This window comes from Paenibacillus sp. PvP094, assembly GCF_040546835.1.
Taxonomy (GTDB): Bacteria; Bacillota; Bacilli; order Paenibacillales; family Paenibacillaceae; genus Paenibacillus; species Paenibacillus illinoisensis.
Genome location: NZ_JBEPOM010000001.1, coordinates 4,577,980 through 4,597,261 on the forward strand (window position 1 = coordinate 4,577,980; position 19,282 = coordinate 4,597,261).

The following is a 19,282-nucleotide window of genomic DNA, read 5'->3' on the forward strand; positions in this document are numbered from 1 at the left end:
TGTGTTTTCAACTCTTTTTCCATCGTGCACAGTGTGATAAACTGTTAAGATGATCAGACACGATGTAACTCAGACCAATCTGGAACTGAGTGGCAACATATATAGAGATGCGAGGGGAAATCAACTTGAAAAACTATCTCGATTTATTACAAGATATATTGGATAACGGTGTTCATAAAGGGGATCGTACTGGAACGGGTACACAATCCGTGTTTGGCAGACAGCTTCGTTATAACCTGTCAGAAGGCTTTCCGCTTGTAACCACGAAACGAATCCATCTTAAATCCGTCATTCATGAACTATTATGGTTCTTGAGTGGGGATACGAATATTGCCTATCTGAAAGAAAACGGAGTGAAGATCTGGGACGATTGGGCAGACGAGAATGGCGATCTAGGCCCGGTTTACGGTTCACAGTGGAGAACATGGGAAGCACCAAACGGGGAGAAAATTGATCAGATTTCAGCAGTTATCGATTCAATTAAAAATAACCCGGATTCACGCCGGCATCTGGTAAGTGCATGGAACGTGGCAGAGATTAACAACATGAAGCTTCCACCTTGTCATTTTGCGTTTCAATTTTATGTGGCGGAGGGTAAACTATCCTGTATGCTTACGATGCGCTCCGTGGATACATTCCTGGGGTTGCCATTTAATATTGCCAGCTACGCGTTACTGACACATATGATTGCCCAACAGTGTGACCTTGAAGTGGGAGATTTCATCTGGTCGGGTGGCGATGTGCACATCTATTCCAATCATGTGGAGCAAGTGAAAACACAGCTTGAGCGGGAGCCTTTCGCGCTGCCTAAGTTGATCATTAAACGTAAGCCGGATTCGATTTTTGATTATAAGTTTGAGGATTTTGAGTTTGAGAACTATCAGCATCATCCGGGGATCAAAGCTCCAATTGCGGTATAAGCAGACTCGAAAAAGGAGTGTAGCATTTTGAGTATTGAACTTGTGTGGGCTATGGGTGAAAATGGTGTTATTGGCTTGAACAACTCCATTCCATGGCGATTGCCCAAAGATATGGCTTTTTTTAAGCAACGTACGTTAAATAAAACGATTATTATGGGTCGCAATACGTGGGAATCCTTTGGTGGTAAGCCGCTCCCGCAGCGCCGGAATATTGTGGTCACCAGAGATCTGAACTACAAGGTAGAGCAGGCAGAAGTGGTGCATTCCATTGAAGAAGGTTTGGAGGCTACCAAAGGAGAGGAACTATGTGTAATCGGTGGCTCACAGGTATACCGTGAGTTCCTCCCGCTGGCGGACCGGTTGGTGGTTACCAGGATCCATGAGGAATTTGAGGGAGATACCTTTTTCCCGGATGTGGATTGGTCCGAATGGGAGCTGAAGGAGCAGATTGAGGGCGAGCAGGACGAGAAAAATGTGTACGCCTATACGTTTGAGTTTTATGAACGCAAACGCTGAAGCTAACCTTTAAGATGATAATTCATTGAAATTTGATGTGTGAAATGAAAAATAGAAAAGGCGCTGATTGACGATATATTCGTGAACAGCGTCTTTTTTCATTATTTTTAAAAATGTAGGTTGCCCTCTACCATTATTTGTGGTTTACACGAATATAACATTTGTAACCATGAGAAATTGGGGCTCAAAAATAAGCTTTTCAACATAACTAGTAAAAAAGTATAAAAGTTATGGGCATTTACCGTTGTAAAGCCCTAAATTCGAGTGAATATTCGGAATTGGGAGGTGTATAGGGCTGACTTGCTTGATTTTAATGGCAAATTATCTCACATTTACATGACGTTCTTTTTGTTTTTCGACATAATAAACGTTAGATCAGACTTTTGATCATCATTTTCAGCTCCAAAATAAGGGTATTGACCACAGCTAAACCTGACGATATGATGTATAAAATACAAATAATTATGCGGATAATCCATTTAATATTCAGTTGTCGAAATGCTACTATAATTGAAATATCTTTGAGAAGTTTTTGTGATACAATAGACAAAAAACTCAGCATGAGTAATCCATTTCATATAGAACCATGCCAATGAAAGGATTAAGACGAGAACGGATGGGGGAAAACGTAAGATGTCTACACCTACTGGATTTATGGAATACAAACGGCAGCTGCCTGCGGACAGGGAGCCGGCTGAGCGGATTAAGGATTGGGAAGAGTTTCATAAACATATGGCTGAAGAAGAGCTCAGAACACAAGGTGCACGATGCATGGATTGTGGTACCCCGTATTGCCATACAGGTATAGATATGATTGGCGGAACGTCGGGCTGTCCTGTGCATAACCTGATTCCCGAATGGAATAATCTTGTATATCGTGGATTGTGGAGAGAAGCGCTTGATCGTCTGCACAAAACAAATAATTTTCCGGAGTTTACAGGTCGTGTCTGTCCAGCTCCATGTGAAGGATCTTGTACCGTTGGTCTGATCGGCCAGCCGGTTACCATCAAAACGATTGAAGAAGCTATTATCGAAAAAGGATTCGAAGAAGGCTGGGTGGTTCCCCAACCTCCGGAGAAACGCACAGGTAAGCGCGTAGCGGTCGTTGGTTCTGGCCCTGCAGGTCTTGCAACGGCAGCTCAGTTGAACAAAGCAGGCCATACGGTAACTGTATATGAGCGTTCGGACCGTGTCGGTGGTTTGCTGATGTATGGTATTCCTACAATGAAACTGGACAAAAAAGTGGTGCAACGTCGTGTGGATCTGCTTGAAGCGGAAGGCGTCCAGTTCGTGACAAACACCGAGATTGGCAAGGATATTCCTGCTCAGCAATTGGTGGACGAGTATGATGCAGTTGTGCTGTGTGGTGGCGCTACGAAGCCGCGGGAGTTCAATATTGAAGGAAGCGACTTGAAAGGCGTACATTACGCGATGGACTTCCTGAATGGCAGTATCAAAAGTTACCTGGATTCCAACCTGGAGGACGGAAACTACATTTCTGCAAAAGATAAAGACGTTATCGTTATTGGTGGCGGAGATACTGGTTCGGACTGTGTGGCTACATCGCTCCGTCACGGTTGTCGTACCGTAACTCAATTTGGTACACATACCCAAGCACCAATGGAACGTGATCGCATTAACAACCCTTGGCCGCAATTCCCTAACGTTTACACATTGGACTATGCACAAGAGGAAGCCAAAGCATTGTTCGGGCAAGATCCGCGTGAATTCTCCATCATGACAACCAAATTTGTTGGAGATGAAGAGGGCAACCTCAAAGAGCTGCATACGATTCAAATCGAGCGTATCGTTGATGAAACAGGTCGTAAGATCTACCAGCCAATCCCTGGTACAGAGCGCGTTTTCCCTGCACAAATGGCAATGATCGCGATCGGGTTTGATGGTCCGGAGCAAACGCTGGTTGAACAGCTGGGGCTTGCAACAGATCGTCGTACCAATGTTAAAGCTCGCTACGGCAAATACAATACCAATGTGGATAAAGTATTCGCTGCAGGTGACATGCGTCGCGGACAAAGTCTGGTTGTGTGGGCAATCAATGAAGGACGCGAAGCCGCTCGTGAAGTAGACAAATACCTGATGGGTGCCACCGTTCTTGCTTAATTTGTAATAAGCAATAATTTCATAAATTATATCGGAACAAAAGATGTGATACAAAAAACAACTCTCGCTTATAGTGGGAGTTGTTTTTTTATTTCATAACTCTATTGCGTAACAAATAATTTGGGCTAGTGTGCGGTATAGCATTGCTTTTTAAGTCGTAAAGATTTATTATTAGATTATAATAATTATAAATAAGACAACAAATGACATTGTTAAATAGAGAATTTAAATCCGGAGGTGCGACAGCTATGGCAAGAAACCGGGAGAAGTCCATTTCAGAACAAATATTTGACATTAAAAAGCAATTGGTAGACAAAGGATATAAATTGACACAACAGCGTGAAGTGACGGTACGTGTGCTGCTTGAACATGAAAAGGATCATTTCAGTGCTGAGGAAGTGTTTCTGCTGGTGAAGGAGCAGTTTCCTGAGATCGGCCTGGCAACCGTATATCGGACACTAGAGCTGCTAAGTGATCTTCAGGTTGTAGAGAAAATTAATTTTGGAGATGGTGCTGCACGCTTCGATCTGCGGAGTACAGATGGCTCCCATCATCACCATCATTTGATCTGCACAGAGTGCGGAACCGTGGAAGAAATTATGGAAGATGGGTTGCTTCGTCTGGAGCAGCAGATTGAACGTCAATACGGATTTGCCGTGACGGATCATCGTCTTGACTTTCAGGGTGTATGCAGGGAATGCCGGGAAAAGCAGGCCATAAATGAACAAGCTGCAGGCTAATTGTTCCACGGAGGATGCTCCCGGAATCAAAATCTGATATAATAGGATTCAGAAGCAAGGGGCTTCCGTGGGCGGAAGGCCCCTTTTTGCCGTCATGCGGACGGTGAAGGAGGAGAGATGGACGGATGAAGACATTGGTTATAGCGGAAAAGCCTGATATGGGTCGAACCATTGCCGCCGTCATAGAACCAAGAGCCAAGAACAATCGCAGTTATCTTGAAGGTGAGCATTACATTATCACTTGGGCGATTGGTCATCTGCTCGGGCTTGCTGAACCGGATGCGTATGATACGAAATACAAACGATGGAATATTGCGGATCTACCCATTATTCCGAATCAGTTCAAAATCGTGCCGAATCCCAGAACCAAAGATCAGCTGAAGATCATTGGAGAGCTTGCCAAACGAGCATCATCGATCGTAAATGCATGTGATGCCGGGCGTGAAGGCCAGTATATTTTTGCATTGATTCAACAGCAGTTGAAGCTGCGTCAACCCGTTAAACGACTATGGATTTCGGACCTGACTGCAGAGAGCATTAAGCGTGGCTTTGACGGACTTAAGGATGCATCAGAGTTCGAAAATCTGACTCATGCTGCTCGCGCCCGAAGTGAGGCCGATTGGCTGATTGGCATGAATGCATCACGTGCCTTTACGACCAGGCATAACGCGCTGTTATCTGTGGGACGTGTACAGACACCCGTTCTTGCGTTGATCTATGATCGGGAAATGGAGATTGAGGCATTTCAATCACAAACATTTTATGAAGTCGCTGCCTGGTTCCGTCAGGAGGGTGTAGAGTACAGAGGTTTACGCCAAGGAGACAAGCTCACGGACGCGGAAGCTGCTGAAGCGATAGCGAGCAGTGTGAAGGGCAAGACCGGACATATTACCAAGTATGAGGCGAAGCAAACGAAGGAGTATCCGTACAGACTATATGATCTGACTCTGCTGCAGCGTGAAGCCAATGCCAAGTATGGGTATGGAGCGAAGAAGACACTGGACATTGCACAGGCCTTGTACGAGAAACACAAGGTTATTTCCTATCCGCGGACGAATTCCAACTATGTTACGGAACAGAATATTGAGGGTATGCACAAAACATTAAACCTGCTAAAGAACGGGCCCTATAGTGAACTGGCCATTGGTGCAAAACCTGAATTGGTTCATAAGAATAACAAGGGAGTCTGCAATCCTTCCAAGGTTGAGGATCACCATGCCATTTTGCCTACGTTGAAACGGCCAGGTACATTATCGAAGGATGAGCAGAACATCTACGACCTGATCGTCCGACGGTTTTTGTCTCATTTCTATCCGCCTGCAGAATACAAGCAGCATACCGTACTTACTGAAGTAGAGCAGCATCAGTTCAAAACTTCTGTGAAGGAGCTGCTGTCACTCGGATGGAAAGTTGTTCTACCTTCTACAGATCAAGAGCAGAATGGCTCGGGAAAGAAAAAAACGAAGAAGAACAATAATGAGGAAGAAGAATCCGAAGAATGGACGGATAAGTCGTTCTCTGTGCAGCCAGAACTTCCAGTCCAGTGTAGCAAGAGCGAGTTCAAGGAAAAAGCAACCCAACCTCCCAAAAGTTATACGGAGGGAACTTTGCTTAAAGCGATGGAAAGTGCAGGTAAGCAGATTGAAAACGAGGAACTTCGAGATGCCATGAAGGACAGTGGTCTGGGTACGCCAGCAACACGAGCTGCAACCATCGAGCGGCTCAAAAATGTTGGTTATATCACGATGCAGGGGAAAAAGATGCAGTTGACGCTAAAAGGCCGAACAGCGATTGAATTGATTCGGCGAGCCGGAGTTGATTTGTTAACCTCTCCGGAGATGACTGGACAATGGGAGAGAAGATTGTATCAGATCTCCAAAGGGGAAGCCGGTCAGGACAAGTTTATGGAGAACGTTAAGAAGTTTACCATGTCCATCATTGATAAGGTGCGTGTACAAGCCCCTGCACCTGCAGACGCCTTTGGGGAAGATTCACGCGGGGGACGTGGCAAAGGTAAGGGAGCAAAATCCTCAAAATCAGGAACGAAAACAACAGCGAGAACAGCAGCTTCAGCTCCCAAATCATCACGGCAGTCTTCAGGGTCTGTCTCCAAATCGAGTAACACAGCAGTATCAATGGCAAAGACTGCATCTGCGAGCTCGGCAAATGGCGGTGTTCGTGAGCCCTTGGCATCTTGTCCCTCGCCGGGATGCACCGGTCAGATTATTGAGGGAAAAAAAGGCTATGGGTGTACGCGATTTAAGGAAGGCTGTGGGTTTGTCATCTGGAAAGAGTACGTTGGCAAAAAAATAACCAGTACGATGTTAAAGTCTTTAATTGAGAAAGGAAGCACACAGGTGCTGTCTTTCAAACGTAAGGACGGGAGTACGGTTAAGGCCCGGATCATCCTGCAGGATCAATCTTCGGGCAAGCTGTCAGCTGAAAGGCAGGAGTAGTAAGGTAGTTCAAAAAAATAAAGCAATCACAGATTTATGTAAACAAAAAGGACCCTTAACCCAGGGTCCTTTTTTGCTGCTGCTGCTGAATATTCTCATGTATGATCTTCGGAACCTCTTCCAGAGCGGTGATGGTGTACATCGAAGTCTCCGGATTGGTCTGAAGTTCAACAATGTTATACTGCCATTCATTTGGTTGTTTGATATATATGCTATGGATTCCAGCCGTGACCGCTGGCAAAATATCCGTGCGTAATGAGTTTCCGATCATCCATGTTGTTTTGCGGTCGAAGGGGCCGGAAGATAAAATGCCTTCAAGGGCTTCGACGTTCTTATGCTGCCTTATATAGATACGGTCATCGAAATAAGCGGATAACTTCATCTGATCAATCTTCCGTTGTTGAATCACCGTTTCGCCTCCGGTATACAGATAGAGGGCATGTCCGGCTGATTGCAGGCTTTCCAGTGTTTCAACCATATGAGGGTAAGGTTCAACCTCCCGATCATATACACTCATGCCAAGCTTCGTGAGGAACGTTTCTTCTTCAGTGGAAGTGGCTCTTGCATATTTCTGAGAGAAATAGCGATACGTATCAATAAGAGACTGTGGAAAATGGTGACTGGCGAATCCGACCTGGTTTACACCGGTCACGTCAATCTCCAGTTGTTTGTCACGAATGTCCTGAACGGTTAATGCATGATTGTCAAACCACTCCTGCATGTTCTCGAAGAATTCACCGAGGACTAAGTTGAAATATTTGTTGCAATAGACGAGCGTATCGTCCAGATCGAAAATGATATGCTGTTTAATCGTGTTCATTTCAAAATCACTCCTTGCAGCCGGCAACTCCAGTAAGATCCTCATTTATATGCGAATATAGGATTCCAGGAACATGTTCAATTCAGACACGCCATCCGGCCGGATACTGTATTTCTCTTTGCGGTTACTGCCGAGCAGATGGGTTCGCAGCAAACCTGCGACACGTAGCGCCATAACCTGATCTTTAACCATGTCTTCGTCTTTGTTCAATTCTTCACACATCTCCGCAAGCGACTTTGGCTCATCGGATACGTAACGAAGCAAGCGAAGGCGTTCGGGATCAGCCAAAGCATGTGTAAAACGCAGCAGACAGGTTGGCGGCTGATCTTCATTCTCTTCAGGAGTATCAACCGGGTATTGCATAATCATCATGCCTTCGTAGAAGCAGTAGATATTAATCGGACGGTTATGTACTGTGGGGAATAGAATCACTTCATCTAATCCGGGCATTGGCTCCACAATAACACCTGCTGTAGCATATTCAATAAGCAGTTCAGGTCCCATTTTCTCCAAAAGAATTCGCTTCTCATGAGCGTCCTCTTCCAGCCAGGTACGATAATCGTCACTTATATTTTGGCAGTAATGCTGGTCCCAGAGACGTAGAAGCGGCACGTAACTGTCCCGAATACGATTTGTTTCTTCTATTGTAATACTCGGCAGAAGAGGAGATACACGTGCAAATAATTCCTCTGCAGGCAGACTCGCAAGCATATGCAGAAAATCCTGATTCTCTGAAGAGCAGGTCCGGTAGGCAGCCCATGCGAACAAAACATCAAAATCATCAAAAGGCCAAGTCGACGCAGGTGCGAGAGCAGCACGTACGTTGGAACTTAGTTTGCCTTCCACTTCAAGAATCCATTCGGGTCCAACATCCAGATGCTGAATCCATTTTTTCGTGACATATACAAGAAAACTGTTCAGCATTTCATATATCGGTGAAACATCAATCTTGACATGATAAGTCATAACGATGCAGAATCCTCCCGTCACATCTAAATGTACGCAGCGACTTATGTACTATTATGGCTTGTTTTGCAGGGCGTTGTCCACTATAATGTTCAAGTCCGGGGCAAATGCACCGGTGAAGCAGCGCTTTATCATATGAATATGAATAACATGCGAAAAGTCGTCAGCGATGGCGATTTTTCTTTTGGTTGTCCGCAGGAGGAATGAAATTCGTGTCATCTATTAATGTCGCAAAATCATCACATTCTACATCCAACTATCTCATCCTGATCATCGTTATAGTTGTAGCAGGGATTAGCCAAGGATTATTGCTTCCCGTACTATCCATTTTTCTGGAGCAAAAAGGGGTATCACCAGGGTTGAATGGCCTCAATGCAGCAGCGCTGTATGTAGGTTCCTTTGCAATGACTCTGGTCGCTGAACGGCTGCTCGGAGCGGTTGGTTTTAAAAAGCTGATTGTCGGCGGCCTGCTATTTGTTATGTTTCCCCTGATTCTTTTTCCGTATTTACCGGATATTAAAATATGGTTTATTCTTCGTCTCGTCGTTGGTATAGGCGATAGTGCTTTACATTATGCTGCTCAGCTCTGGGTCCTTCTCGTAACGGCACCCGAAAAGAGAGGTCGTTACATATCCCTATATGGCATGTCCTACGGACTTGGCTTCAGTATCGGGCCTTTGGGCATCAAGCTGCTCGGATTTGGCGACGCAGTGCCGTTCTGGGTTCTTTTCGTTTGTATGGGGGCTGTGCTCCTGCTTGTATTAATGAAGCTTCCTGATACCAAACCGGAAAAAGCAGAGCATGGTCAGCTCCCGGAACGCCGCTTCCGACGCAGCTGGGCATGGGCATGGTATGCGTTAATACCAGCTCTACTTTATGGCTATATGGAAGCCGGGATGAACAGCAACTTTCCGGTATATGGATTGCGGATTGGTTTAGACGCCAATCAGATCTCATCTTTACTGCCGTTTGTGGGAATTGGAGGATTGTTTCTGCAGTTGCCTCTGGGCATCCTCAGTGACCGCTTTGGACGCAAAAAAGTGTTAATGTCTGCTGGTATTGCAGGCGGGGTTATGTTCATGCTGGTACCAGTGGCCGGAACTCACTTCTGGTGGACGCTGGTATTACTGACCGTAGCAGGTGGGCTGGTAGGGTCCTTTTTCTCCCTTGGACTTGCCTATGCAGCAGATATTTTGCCAAAGGCACTTCTTCCTGCAGCGAACGTCGTGGCCTCGTTCCATTTTACGATAGGCAGTATTCTGGGACCGAATTTGGGTGGTCAGATGATCAATTGGATCTCACCCGGAAGCATGTTTATCCTGCTTGGTTGTTTTTATTTGCTTTTTGGTGCCGCAGGTGTCCTGTTCCAACATAAACCAAGTTCTCATTCTGTGTTAAAATAGAAGCTGGTGTTCGCATGGAAATTGATGTCCATTTCCGAGTACACTATATAGTAGGGAAAAACATGGACAAGAGGAGACATCGCGATGATCAGAGTTGAGAATTTGAGTAAATCCGTTGGAGCGGACCGTGTTCCGGTTCTACGGGATATACGATTTGATATGCAACAAGGTGAAATGATCGCAGTAGTCGGTTCAAGCGGCAGTGGAAAAAGCATGCTGCTCAAGTGCCTGGCCATGATGGAGAAATGGGATGGCGGCCGATTTACGGTTGACGGTGTCGAAATTTTGAAAGAAGGCTGGTCCGGCAAACGGAAAATTAAGCGTGAATGGGCATACTTGGAACAGAATCCTCAGCTCTATCCTAGAAAGTCAGCACTCAAAAACGTATTGATCGGTCGGTCTGGTCAGACGCCTTGGTGGAGAATGGTGACTGGAATGGTCCGTTCCGATGATTACATGGGTGCCATGGATTATCTTGAAGGACTCGGACTTTTGGATAAAGCTCATCAAACCGCAGAAAAGCTAAGCGGTGGTGAGAAGCAGCGTGTAGCGATTGCCCGTGCACTCGCCCATGGGGCCAAAGTCATTCTCGCGGATGAACCAGTAATTGGGCTTGACCCACATACTGCCGATACTGTTCTCGAGACACTGCGGAAACTGTGCGAAGAGGAACGGGCAACGGTTATTGCCGTTTTACCAATTGAGATGGCGGAGAAACATGCAGCTCGCATCTGGGGTCTTGCAGAAGGCAAGATTGCCTTTGATATACGTGGACGTAGACTGACACAGAAGGAAAAAAACATGATTTAAACTATTGAAATGAGTGATGAAATTGCTTAACTCAAGATGGGGGCGCCTGTTAGCGTGTGGAGCAGTGACGGTGGTGCTCGGCTCCGTTCTTAGCGGATGTACGGTCATAAGCGACCCCAAGGGCTTGATGAAAAAACCCATGCTGTCCACGGACAAAGAAAAATTGTTTTACGTTGTTCAGAAAGAGCAGCCGCCAGAGAGCAATCTGATTCGCCCCAAAGACATGAACAACACCAGCATGATCCGTGTTGAAGATCTCGACGGGGACGGAACGCGCGAAGCTATCGTATTTTACGAAACACCCAATGAGAATGTGCGTATCCATGGCATGCTCCTGGAGGAACAAGGAGATACGTGGGTTAAGAAGCTAACGTTTGACGTTCCGGGAAGTGAATTGCAATCCTTTAAAGTGTTGGATATCACGAACGATGGGAACCCGGATATCATACTCGGTGTGAGTCTGCAAGACCAAAAAGCACTGACGGCGTATTCATATAATGGCGGTGCACTTGAGCAGGTATTGGGTGGAGTCCCTTATAACCAGTATATTATTGATGATCTGCAAGGTAACACACTGGACATGAATGGGGATGGAAAAAGTGATTTTGCCATTGTAGCCCTAAATAACAGTGGGTTTGCAAGTGTAGCGTTGTATCAGTATGACGAAGGCAGCTTTAAGGAAGTTGATCGGCTGCAGACCGATTATACCGTTAAAGAGATCTACAATGCGCTTGGAGGAGAAATCGCCAAGGATAAGATGGGTATTGTGCTGGACGCAGAGCTGGATGACCGCAGTTCTTTCTCACAACTGATCTATGTGAAGGATAACAAACTGGTAAATGCCTTCAAATCACCTGATCAAACCTATAGAGATGACAAAATTTTAAGCGGTGATTTCAACAATGATGGTATTATTGAGTTTGGACTAAAGGAAACGCCAAAAGGCTGGGAACATTACGTGTTTGACTCCCGCATGTGGTTTTATACCTTTTATCAATGGGATGGCAAGGATGGAAAGGAATTTGTCTCATTCCAGTACCGTGATGATGCCAATCTGTTTCATTTAAACTTAAAACCTGAGTGGTACGGCAAGATTACAATCGACACCAAATCGGAAAAGGAAAAATATATTCGATTTAAAATGATTGATACGGATGAAACCGTGGGTGAAATTAAATATTTCACGCTTTCTCAGTGGGAACAGGAGAAAGGAAAGAGATGGAAGGAAATTACCCGAACAAACGACCGGGTGATTGCTTCACGTAATGCGCAGGATAGTAATGATGGATTACTTGATAATATGTCTCAGCTGAACAGAAAGGGAGAACTAAATGAGTAAAGTACTTATTCTTGAGGATGAAGAATCCATCCGCAGTTTTATCGTTATCAATTTGAAGAGAAACGGGTTCGAAGTGCTTGAAGCAGGAGATGGGCATGAAGCACTTCGCATCTTGCAAACTGTACCAGATATTGACCTGGCTCTTCTTGATGTCATGGTACCTGGAATTGACGGTTTTGAAGTGTGTCGTCGCATCCGTGAAACCAATGAACGTTTGGGCATCATTTTCTTGACGGCCAAGGTTCAGGAACAGGACAAGGTATATGCTCTTTCTGTTGGAGCAGACGATCATGTAAGCAAACCATTCAGCCCGACCGAACTGATCGCACGCATTCAATCCTTGCTGCGCAGAGTAAATGTGCATCGGGAGACTGCAGCTAAGGTCACATTCCAATCGGGGCCGTTTTCTCTTGATTTGATCTCCAAACAATTTAAAAAACAAAATGAATTGATTGAATTGACTCCAACGGAATTTTCACTTATTCAATTCTTCCTGGAAAAAGAGAATACACCACTTAGCCGTGATTTGCTCCTGGATCATGTATGGGGCAAGGAATATATGGGAGATCCCAAAATTGTGGATGTGAACATTCGCCGCTTACGCCAGAAAATCGAGAATAATCCTTCCGAACCTGAATACCTGCAGACTGTATGGGGTCACGGTTATAAATGGAAGGGCCGGGAGCAATGATTAAAAAAGGCATCACCAGGCAGATCGTACTACATTATTTTTTCGTAGTTCTGCTTGCTCTGTTATTGGTGGAATTTATTTTTATGCTTGCGGTGCAGCGGTATTATTACGAGAGTATCTACAATACCATCAGCTCTCATATTTCCATGTCAAAAGACTTTTTGGAGCCCATTGCCCGCGAGGATAATGCGGATAATGGTAATCTGTCGAAGTTGCTTTCGAACCTGGAACTATCCAGCACAGAGCTCGAAATTCTTGATCTCAACGGACGAGTTCTTGCCAGCTCTGCGGCCTTCGAGTCTGACCGGGCTGTAATGCAGACAAGTGATATCATGCAGGCCATAAATGGCAATACGGGACGGTGGGTAGGCAGACAACCGGGCACCGGTGAGCAAGTCATGGCCGTTTCGCACAAACTTGATCTGGGTGGGGAGAATACGTACATTGTAAGATATCTGACTTCACTCGAAAATGTAAACTCGAAGCTGCTTGTCATGGGATTGCTTGCCGTTGCCGTGGGGATTGCTGTTATGGCCATTGTTCTGATTATCAGCATTGGTATGGCGAACTCCATCGTCCGTCCCATTAACAATATTACCGCGGTATCTGCCCAGATGGCGAGAGGACGTCTGGATGTCAGAGTCAAAGGGAACTATAAGCACGAACTTGGCGAATTGGCATCCACACTGAATTTTATGGCTCATGAGATCGTTCGCAGTAACCAGATCAAGGATGATTTTATCTCATCCATTTCTCATGAGCTCAGAACACCACTGACTAGCATTAAAGGCTGGAGTGAAACGCTGGATTCAGGCGGATATGATCCGGATGAGACACGTATTGGCATGAGCATTATCTCGAAAGAAACAGAACGCTTGATCGGGCTGGTCGAAGAGATGCTGGATTTCTCCAAACTGCAGCAAAATCAGATGAAGCTGGTCAAAGGTACGGTCAGCATTCGTGAGATCGTGCAGGAAACGATGTTGAACGTTTGGGCCAAAGCGGAACAAAAGCAAATACATTTGAAGCTGGACACAGATGAGACCCGTGCTTTTAACGTGCATGGTGATGGAAATCGCCTGAAACAGGTATTCCTGAACATCGTGGATAATGCAATTAAATTCTCACACGAAAATTCGTGGATTTATCTGTCGGTAAAAGAAGAGGACGGAAAGATCATAGCAGCTGTGCAGGATACCGGGATCGGGATTAGCGAGGAGCATCTCATCAAAGTACGTGATCGATTCTTCCAGGTCAATCACCAGAATGGTGGAACAGGATTGGGGCTTGCCATTACGCAAGAACTCGTGGAGCTGCATGAAGGAACGATTACGATACAAAGTGAACTCGGATCGGGTACAACCGTCACGATAGAACTGCCCGCTTTGCCGGAAGAAGAGATCGTAACTGAGCATCAGGTGAATGAACTCGCTTCAGAAACGCAATAAGAGAGCGGGGCACAACACATTAAACCGGATTCAGATACAGGCAAAGGCGAATAGACACCCGATTACCATTGACACATTCTGAATGCACCAAAAAAGGCGAGCCATTATCGGCTTGCCTTTTTTGGTGTATTATGAAGAGAGTTCGCCAGCGCGCAAGCGACCGGTTTTCTCATATACTTCTTTCAGAATACGTGCAGGCTGAGTGCGGACTGCCGGTTTGGCAGATACAATCTCATTAGGGCCTACAACGACAATTTCATCAGCAGTGCCTTTGACGATGGCGCCGTCCTTGATAATGGCACCTTCACCAATAATGGCACGTTCGATATGAACACCTCTACCGATACGGGCGTTTGGCATAATAACACTGTCTTTAACTTCAGAACCTTTTCCTACTTCAGCACCGCAGAAGATAACAGAGCGCTCTGCACGACCTTCAATGGCGCATGACTCATGGACCATGGAGGACGCATGCTCAGCACGGGAATGACGAGCTTTGTGAGCACTTATTTTGGTTTTCCAGTCACGAGTGAACATCGGCCAGTGTTCTTTGTGCAGGCTCCAGTTTTCTTCGTTATGCAGCAGATCCATGTGTGCATCCCACAAGCTTTTTACAGTACCAACATCTTTCCAGTAACCATCGAAGTTATACACGAAAAGAGAGTTGTTTTCATTAAGCATTTGAGGGATTACGTCTTTACCAAAGTCATGACTGGAATTCGGGTTAGCCGCATCCAGCAAAAGGTGGCGTTTCAGATATTCCCAGTTAAACATGTAAATACCCATGGAAGCCAGGTTACTTTTTGGTTCAGCGGGCTTTTCCGCAAATTCGGTCACACGCATATTTTCATCCGCAGCCATAATTCCGAAGCGATGTGCTTCATCCCAAGGAACTTCCATGACTGAAATGGTCGCAACAGCTTCATTTGCTTTGTGGGATTCCAGCATGTCACGATAATTCATGTGGTAAATGTGGTCTCCCGACAAAATTAGAACATTTTCGGGGTTTTGCTGGTCAATATAGTCGATATTTTTATAAATGGCATCCGCCGTTCCCAAGTATTCGTCATTTCCTGTATGATAAGATGGAAGCAGGGAGATTCCTGCCTCTTCCGAATTCCCATGTCCCCACGGTTCTCCTCCACCAATGTGTTCGTGTAAAGATTCAGCTTGGTACTGCGTCAATACTCCAACCGTATCGATTCCTGAGTTTACGCAGTTGCTGAGAGGAAAATCGATAATCCGGTAGTGCCCGCCAAACGGTACAGCGGGTTTAGCAATACTTGAGGTCAATGGGGCTAATCTTTTCCCCTCTCCTCCCGCCAACAGCATAGCGATGCAATCTTTATTAAACATAATCGTTTCCCTCCCAAGATATTTGTCCAGTGTAGTACTTACATAAACGCAAAGTGGTGCTGTTGAAACGATGTATACTGTAAAATTCCTGTAAAATTACAACATTTTTTTAAACACGTCATTTTTCTTTTCAACTTGGCTAGAATGGGGTAATGATTAACGTTATATCTATTTTCTAGGGGAAGAAGGTGATCTCTTGGCCATTCAACCATTGGCAGATCCGGCCATTTCGCCGGAGGATATCTATTTGTTTCATGAAGGAAACCTTCATCACAGTTATCGAATATTAGGCGCACAGCCTGCGACTCAGGATCATCGTCAGGGGTATCGCTTCACCGTCTGGGCTCCAAATGCCAAAGAAGTAGGGCTGGCTCTTGACTGCAATGATTGGAAAGGTGAACAGGCACCTTTATATAAGATACCCGATTCTGGATTTTGGACTCGTTTTTTTCCGGAAATCAGTGAAGGAACTTTATACAAATTCCGTATTTTAACGGAAAACGGAGTAGAACTGCTGAAAGCAGATCCGTATGCATTTCATGCCGAAGTTAGGCCTCGCACGGCTTCCATCACAAGTTCCATCCAGGGATACAAATGGAACGATGGTGCATGGAGACGGAAACAGAGGGCTGTATATAACAAGCCTTTACATATTTATGAGATGCACATCGGAACATGGAAGCGCAAGGAAGACGGCTCTTTATACAGTTATAGAGAGATCGCGGATCTGCTCGTTCCTTACTTATTAGAGATGAAATACACACATGTGGAGATGATGCCGCTCAGTGAACACCCTTATGACCTTTCCTGGGGGTATCAGAGTACGGGCTTCTTCGCCCCGACAAGCCGTTTTGGAGGTCCTAAGGATCTAATGTATTTAGTGGATACACTGCATCAGGCTGGAATAGGTGTACTGCTTGATTGGGTGCCTGCACACTTTGCCAAGGACGCCCACGGTCTGCGTTTGTTTGATGGAACACCGCTGTTCGAATATGCAGATCCATTGCTGGCTGAGAAACCAGGGTGGGGAACACTAAGCTTTGATTATTCGAAACCGGAAGTTCGTTCATTCCTTATCTCCAATGCGCTGTACTGGATGGAAATGTATCATTTTGATGGTCTGCGTGTAGACGCGGTTACCAGCATGTTAAGGCTTGACTTTGAAAAGCATTCTGGCCAATTTCGTCCCAATGCAGACGGGGGCTTGGAAAATAAAGAAGCTGTTGCCTTCTTGCAGCAACTCAATGAAACGATTTTCAAGTACTATCCTTATGCGCTGATGATGGCTGAAGAGTCCAGTGCATGGCCGATGGTCACATCTCCTGTGGACGTAGGCGGACTGGGATTCAATTATAAATGGAACATGGGTTGGATGAACGATACGCTGGATTATATGAAAACCGATTTCCACGATCGTCCGTCGAAGCATCATTTGCTGACATTTCCTGTGGTTTACTCCTTCTCTGAAAATTATGTGCTGCCTCTGTCGCATGACGAAGTCGTACATGGCAAAAAGTCCTTGCTGGACAAGATGCCTGGATCGTACGAACAAAAGTTTGATGGCATGCGAGCTTTCTTGGGTTACTTCATGACTTTCCCAGGCAAGAAGCTGCTCTTTATGGGCGGAGAATTTGGCCAGTTTATTGAATGGAAAGATGAGGATGAACTGGATTGGTTCTTGCTGGATTATGACAGTCACCGCAAACTCCACAAGTTTGAACGTGACCTGTCTGAGCTGTACCTGAGCGAAAAAGCTTTGTGGGAGCTTGATCATTCCCTGGACGGATATGAATGGATCACTCCGGAGGACCATGGCCAAAGTGTCATTTCATATGTTCGCAAAGGAAAAAAACCTGCGGATACACTCCTTGTGCTTGTTAACTTCCAGCCGGTCAAGCGGGAGCGTTACCGGATTGGTGTCATGCGTCCCGGTATGTATGCCGAAGTTCTGAACAGTGATCATCCCGATTACGGGGGATCAGGTATATTGAATGATATGCAGATAGCTACCGAAAAGATTCCTTTTCATGGCCATCCCCACAGTCTGGAGATTGTTTTGCCTCCGCTAAGCGTGGTTATTCTAAAAAAGAATACACGTCGGAAAACGGATGAGACAGCAAATGAAGTCGCTTCTGTCAGACCAAAAGCACTCAAAAATACAAATACAAATAAGACCACTGCCAAATCAAAAAGGGGGAAAAAGGCGTGAAACTTTTATTCGCTGCTGCCGAGGGCCATCCATTTATCAAAACGGGTGGACTCGCTGACGTTATTGGAGCTTTGCCTCAAGCCTTGAAAAAGGCTGGGGCAGATGTTCGTGTCATTTTACCCAAATATAAAGGGATCCCTGACGAATATAAGGAGGCCATGAAGCCGGTTATCGTGACTGATGTTCCACTCGGCTGGCGCAGACAATACTGCGGCATTGAAATGCTCGTCCATGACGGAATCCCGATTTATTTTGTCGATAACGAATATTACTTTGGCCGTGACGGTGTCTATGGGTATATGGATGATGGGGAGAGATTTGCTTTCTTCAATCGCGCGGTACTCGAGGTATTGCCGCTTCTGGACTTCAAGCCGGATGTGCTTCATAGTCATGACTGGCATGCCGGAATGATTCCGCTGCTGCTGCAGGCGCATTATGCACATGAGCCATTCTATAGTGAGATACGTACCGTATTCACCATACATAATCTGTTGTATCAAGGTGTATTCCCACATTCGTTATTCAGCGATCTGCTTGAACTGGACGACCGATATTTCACCATAGATGGCGCAGAGTATTATGGTAATGTCAATTTTCTAAAATCAGGTATTGTCTATTCAGACCATGTAACAACAGTAAGCCCCACCTACGCACAGGAAGTGAAAACTTCCTATTATGGCTATGGCTTGGACGGTTTGCTTAGCTCGCTTGGCGAACGTTTTACCGGAATTGTGAATGGTATTGATACCAAGAGTTACAACCCGGCGACGGATAACAAAATCCCGGTTAAGTACAGAACAAGCCTATCCAAGAAAACGGAGAACAAGATTGAGCTGCAGAAGGAGCTTGGGCTGCCTGTCCGTCCGGATGCACCATTGATGGTAATGGTTACCCGTCTTGTTGACTCTAAAGGACTTGATCTCGTTTGTCGCATATTGGATGAGCTGTTGTACTACGACGATATCCAGTTTGCCGTATTGGGAACTGGGGATCCTGCCTATGAGCATTGGTTCCGGGAGGCGTCCTATCGTTATCCACTAAAAATGTCAGCCCAAATCAAGTTCAACGATGGATTATCCCGTCGTTTCTATGCAGGAAGTGATATATTTCTCATGCCTTCCAAGTTTGAACCGTGTGGCATAAGTCAGCTGTTAGCACTCCGGTATGGCAGTGTGCCGCTTGTCCGTGAAACGGGTGGTCTTAACGATACCGTGCAGGCATACAATGAGTTCAGCGGTGAAGGGAACGGCTTCTCGTTTACCAGCTTTAACGCACATGACATGATGAATACGATCCGTCGTGCAGAGAGGTTGTATCGCGAGCCCGACCACTGGAAGAAGATTGTGAAAAATGGCATGAACGGGGATTACAGCTGGGATGTTTCGGCTGATGAATACATGGACATTTATCGCAGCATTACTGTTGAGAATACAAAATAATGACCAAACCACGGAGCCGCAGTATATATTGTACTGTGGCTTTTTTTG

Annotated in this window: 15 protein-coding genes; 12 read left to right on the plus strand and 3 right to left on the minus strand. The window is 45.6% G+C overall.

Annotated elements, in window-relative coordinates; genetic code table 11:
• Nucleotides 1-125: 125 nt before the first annotated feature.
• The 5 genes from thyA (at nt 126) to ABIC22_RS21145 (ending at nt 6,753) form a co-directional block, all read left to right on the plus strand.
• The gene (thyA, locus tag ABIC22_RS21125) at nt 126-920 is read left to right on the plus strand and encodes a thymidylate synthase (RefSeq protein WP_095286481.1); all 795 of its coding nucleotides are present in this window, start codon (nt 126-128) and stop codon (nt 918-920) included.
• A gap of 27 nt (nt 921-947) precedes the next feature.
• Nucleotides 948-1,436 (plus strand): dihydrofolate reductase, encoded by a 489-nt coding sequence (locus ABIC22_RS21130; protein WP_127536727.1) that lies wholly within the window; start codon nt 948-950, stop codon nt 1,434-1,436.
• Nucleotides 1,437-2,069: 633 nt separating this feature from the next.
• A complete protein-coding gene (locus tag ABIC22_RS21135; RefSeq protein ID WP_095286483.1) occupies nt 2,070-3,557 on the plus strand; it encodes a glutamate synthase subunit beta in 1,488 nt (495 codons plus the stop codon).
• Nucleotides 3,558-3,805: 248 nt separating this feature from the next.
• On the plus strand, nt 3,806-4,297 hold the full coding sequence (fur, locus tag ABIC22_RS21140) for a ferric iron uptake transcriptional regulator (protein WP_281280768.1): 492 nt from the start codon (nt 3,806-3,808) through the stop codon (nt 4,295-4,297).
• 125 nt (nt 4,298-4,422) lie between these two features.
• Nucleotides 4,423-6,753, plus strand: coding sequence for a type IA DNA topoisomerase (locus ABIC22_RS21145; protein WP_354483540.1), 2,331 nt, complete (start codon nt 4,423-4,425; stop codon nt 6,751-6,753).
• Between the two features lie 55 nt (nt 6,754-6,808).
• Here ABIC22_RS21145 and ABIC22_RS21150 read toward each other — a convergent pair whose 3' ends face one another.
• Entirely contained in the window at nt 6,809-7,573 is a 765-nt protein-coding gene (locus ABIC22_RS21150) for an HAD family hydrolase (RefSeq protein ID WP_354483542.1), read from the minus strand.
• A 45-nt stretch (nt 7,574-7,618) separates the two neighbouring features.
• The gene (locus ABIC22_RS21155; RefSeq protein WP_127536729.1) at nt 7,619-8,539 is read right to left on the minus strand and encodes an ArsR/SmtB family transcription factor; all 921 of its coding nucleotides are present in this window, start codon (nt 8,537-8,539) and stop codon (nt 7,619-7,621) included.
• Nucleotides 8,540-8,742: 203 nt separating this feature from the next.
• Between ABIC22_RS21155 and ABIC22_RS21160 the strand changes: the two genes are divergently transcribed.
• The 5 genes from ABIC22_RS21160 to ABIC22_RS21180 all read left to right on the plus strand — a co-directional run bounded on the left by ABIC22_RS21160 (nt 8,743) and on the right by ABIC22_RS21180 (nt 14,230).
• Complete coding sequence (locus tag ABIC22_RS21160; RefSeq protein ID WP_354483544.1) at nt 8,743-9,942, plus strand: MFS transporter; 1,200 nt, start codon at nt 8,743-8,745, stop codon at nt 9,940-9,942.
• Nucleotides 9,943-10,026: 84 nt separating this feature from the next.
• Nucleotides 10,027-10,752 carry a phosphonate ABC transporter ATP-binding protein gene (locus ABIC22_RS21165; protein ID WP_127536731.1) on the plus strand — a complete coding sequence of 242 codons (726 nt, stop codon included), beginning with the start codon at nt 10,027-10,029 and terminating at the stop codon, nt 10,750-10,752.
• A gap of 22 nt (nt 10,753-10,774) precedes the next feature.
• Nucleotides 10,775-12,091 (plus strand): hypothetical protein, encoded by a 1,317-nt coding sequence (locus ABIC22_RS21170; RefSeq protein WP_154893825.1) that lies wholly within the window; start codon nt 10,775-10,777, stop codon nt 12,089-12,091.
• On the plus strand, nt 12,084-12,782 hold the full coding sequence (locus ABIC22_RS21175) for a response regulator transcription factor (protein ID WP_095286490.1): 699 nt from the start codon (nt 12,084-12,086) through the stop codon (nt 12,780-12,782). The genes ABIC22_RS21170 and ABIC22_RS21175 overlap by 8 nt, the downstream gene beginning before the upstream one ends.
• Nucleotides 12,779-14,230 carry a sensor histidine kinase gene (locus tag ABIC22_RS21180; RefSeq protein WP_354483547.1) on the plus strand — a complete coding sequence of 484 codons (1,452 nt, stop codon included), beginning with the start codon at nt 12,779-12,781 and terminating at the stop codon, nt 14,228-14,230. The genes ABIC22_RS21175 and ABIC22_RS21180 overlap by 4 nt, the downstream gene beginning before the upstream one ends.
• A gap of 129 nt (nt 14,231-14,359) precedes the next feature.
• Here the strand turns inward: ABIC22_RS21180 and ABIC22_RS21185 are convergent, their stop codons facing one another.
• On the minus strand, nt 14,360-15,586 hold the full coding sequence (locus ABIC22_RS21185; protein WP_354483548.1) for a glucose-1-phosphate adenylyltransferase: 1,227 nt from the start codon (nt 15,584-15,586) through the stop codon (nt 14,360-14,362).
• A 196-nt stretch (nt 15,587-15,782) separates the two neighbouring features.
• Here ABIC22_RS21185 and glgB point away from each other — a divergent pair, with 196 nt between their 5' ends.
• Together glgB and glgA are read left to right on the plus strand one after the other, a co-directional pair.
• Nucleotides 15,783-17,795 (plus strand): 1,4-alpha-glucan branching protein GlgB, encoded by a 2,013-nt coding sequence (gene glgB, locus ABIC22_RS21190; RefSeq protein ID WP_127536735.1) that lies wholly within the window; start codon nt 15,783-15,785, stop codon nt 17,793-17,795.
• Nucleotides 17,792-19,234, plus strand: a complete 1,443-nt coding sequence (glgA, locus tag ABIC22_RS21195) for a glycogen synthase GlgA (RefSeq protein WP_354483551.1) — start codon at nt 17,792-17,794, stop codon at nt 19,232-19,234. Before glgB ends, glgA begins: the two co-directional genes overlap by 4 nt.
• The last annotated feature ends 48 nt before the right edge of the window (nt 19,235-19,282 follow it).

Bases quoted from the DNA above. Each gene is read 5' to 3' on its own strand.
- ABIC22_RS21160 (WP_354483544.1), top strand. From the start codon at position 8,743: ATGAAATTCGTGTCATCTATTAATGTCGCAAAATCATCACATTCTACA.
- ABIC22_RS21150 (WP_354483542.1), bottom strand. From the start codon at position 7,573: ATGAACACGATTAAACAGCATATCATTTTCGATCTGGACGATACGCTC.
- ABIC22_RS21175 (WP_095286490.1), top strand. From the start codon at position 12,084: ATGAGTAAAGTACTTATTCTTGAGGATGAAGAATCCATCCGCAGTTTT.
- ABIC22_RS21145 (WP_354483540.1), top strand. From the start codon at position 4,423: ATGAAGACATTGGTTATAGCGGAAAAGCCTGATATGGGTCGAACCATT.
- ABIC22_RS21180 (WP_354483547.1), top strand. From the start codon at position 12,779: ATGATTAAAAAAGGCATCACCAGGCAGATCGTACTACATTATTTTTTC.
- ABIC22_RS21165 (WP_127536731.1), top strand. From the start codon at position 10,027: ATGATCAGAGTTGAGAATTTGAGTAAATCCGTTGGAGCGGACCGTGTT.
- fur (WP_281280768.1), top strand. From the start codon at position 3,806: ATGGCAAGAAACCGGGAGAAGTCCATTTCAGAACAAATATTTGACATT.
- ABIC22_RS21185 (WP_354483548.1), bottom strand. From the start codon at position 15,586: ATGTTTAATAAAGATTGCATCGCTATGCTGTTGGCGGGAGGAGAGGGG.
- ABIC22_RS21135 (WP_095286483.1), top strand. From the start codon at position 2,070: ATGTCTACACCTACTGGATTTATGGAATACAAACGGCAGCTGCCTGCG.
- ABIC22_RS21155 (WP_127536729.1), bottom strand. From the start codon at position 8,539: ATGACTTATCATGTCAAGATTGATGTTTCACCGATATATGAAATGCTG.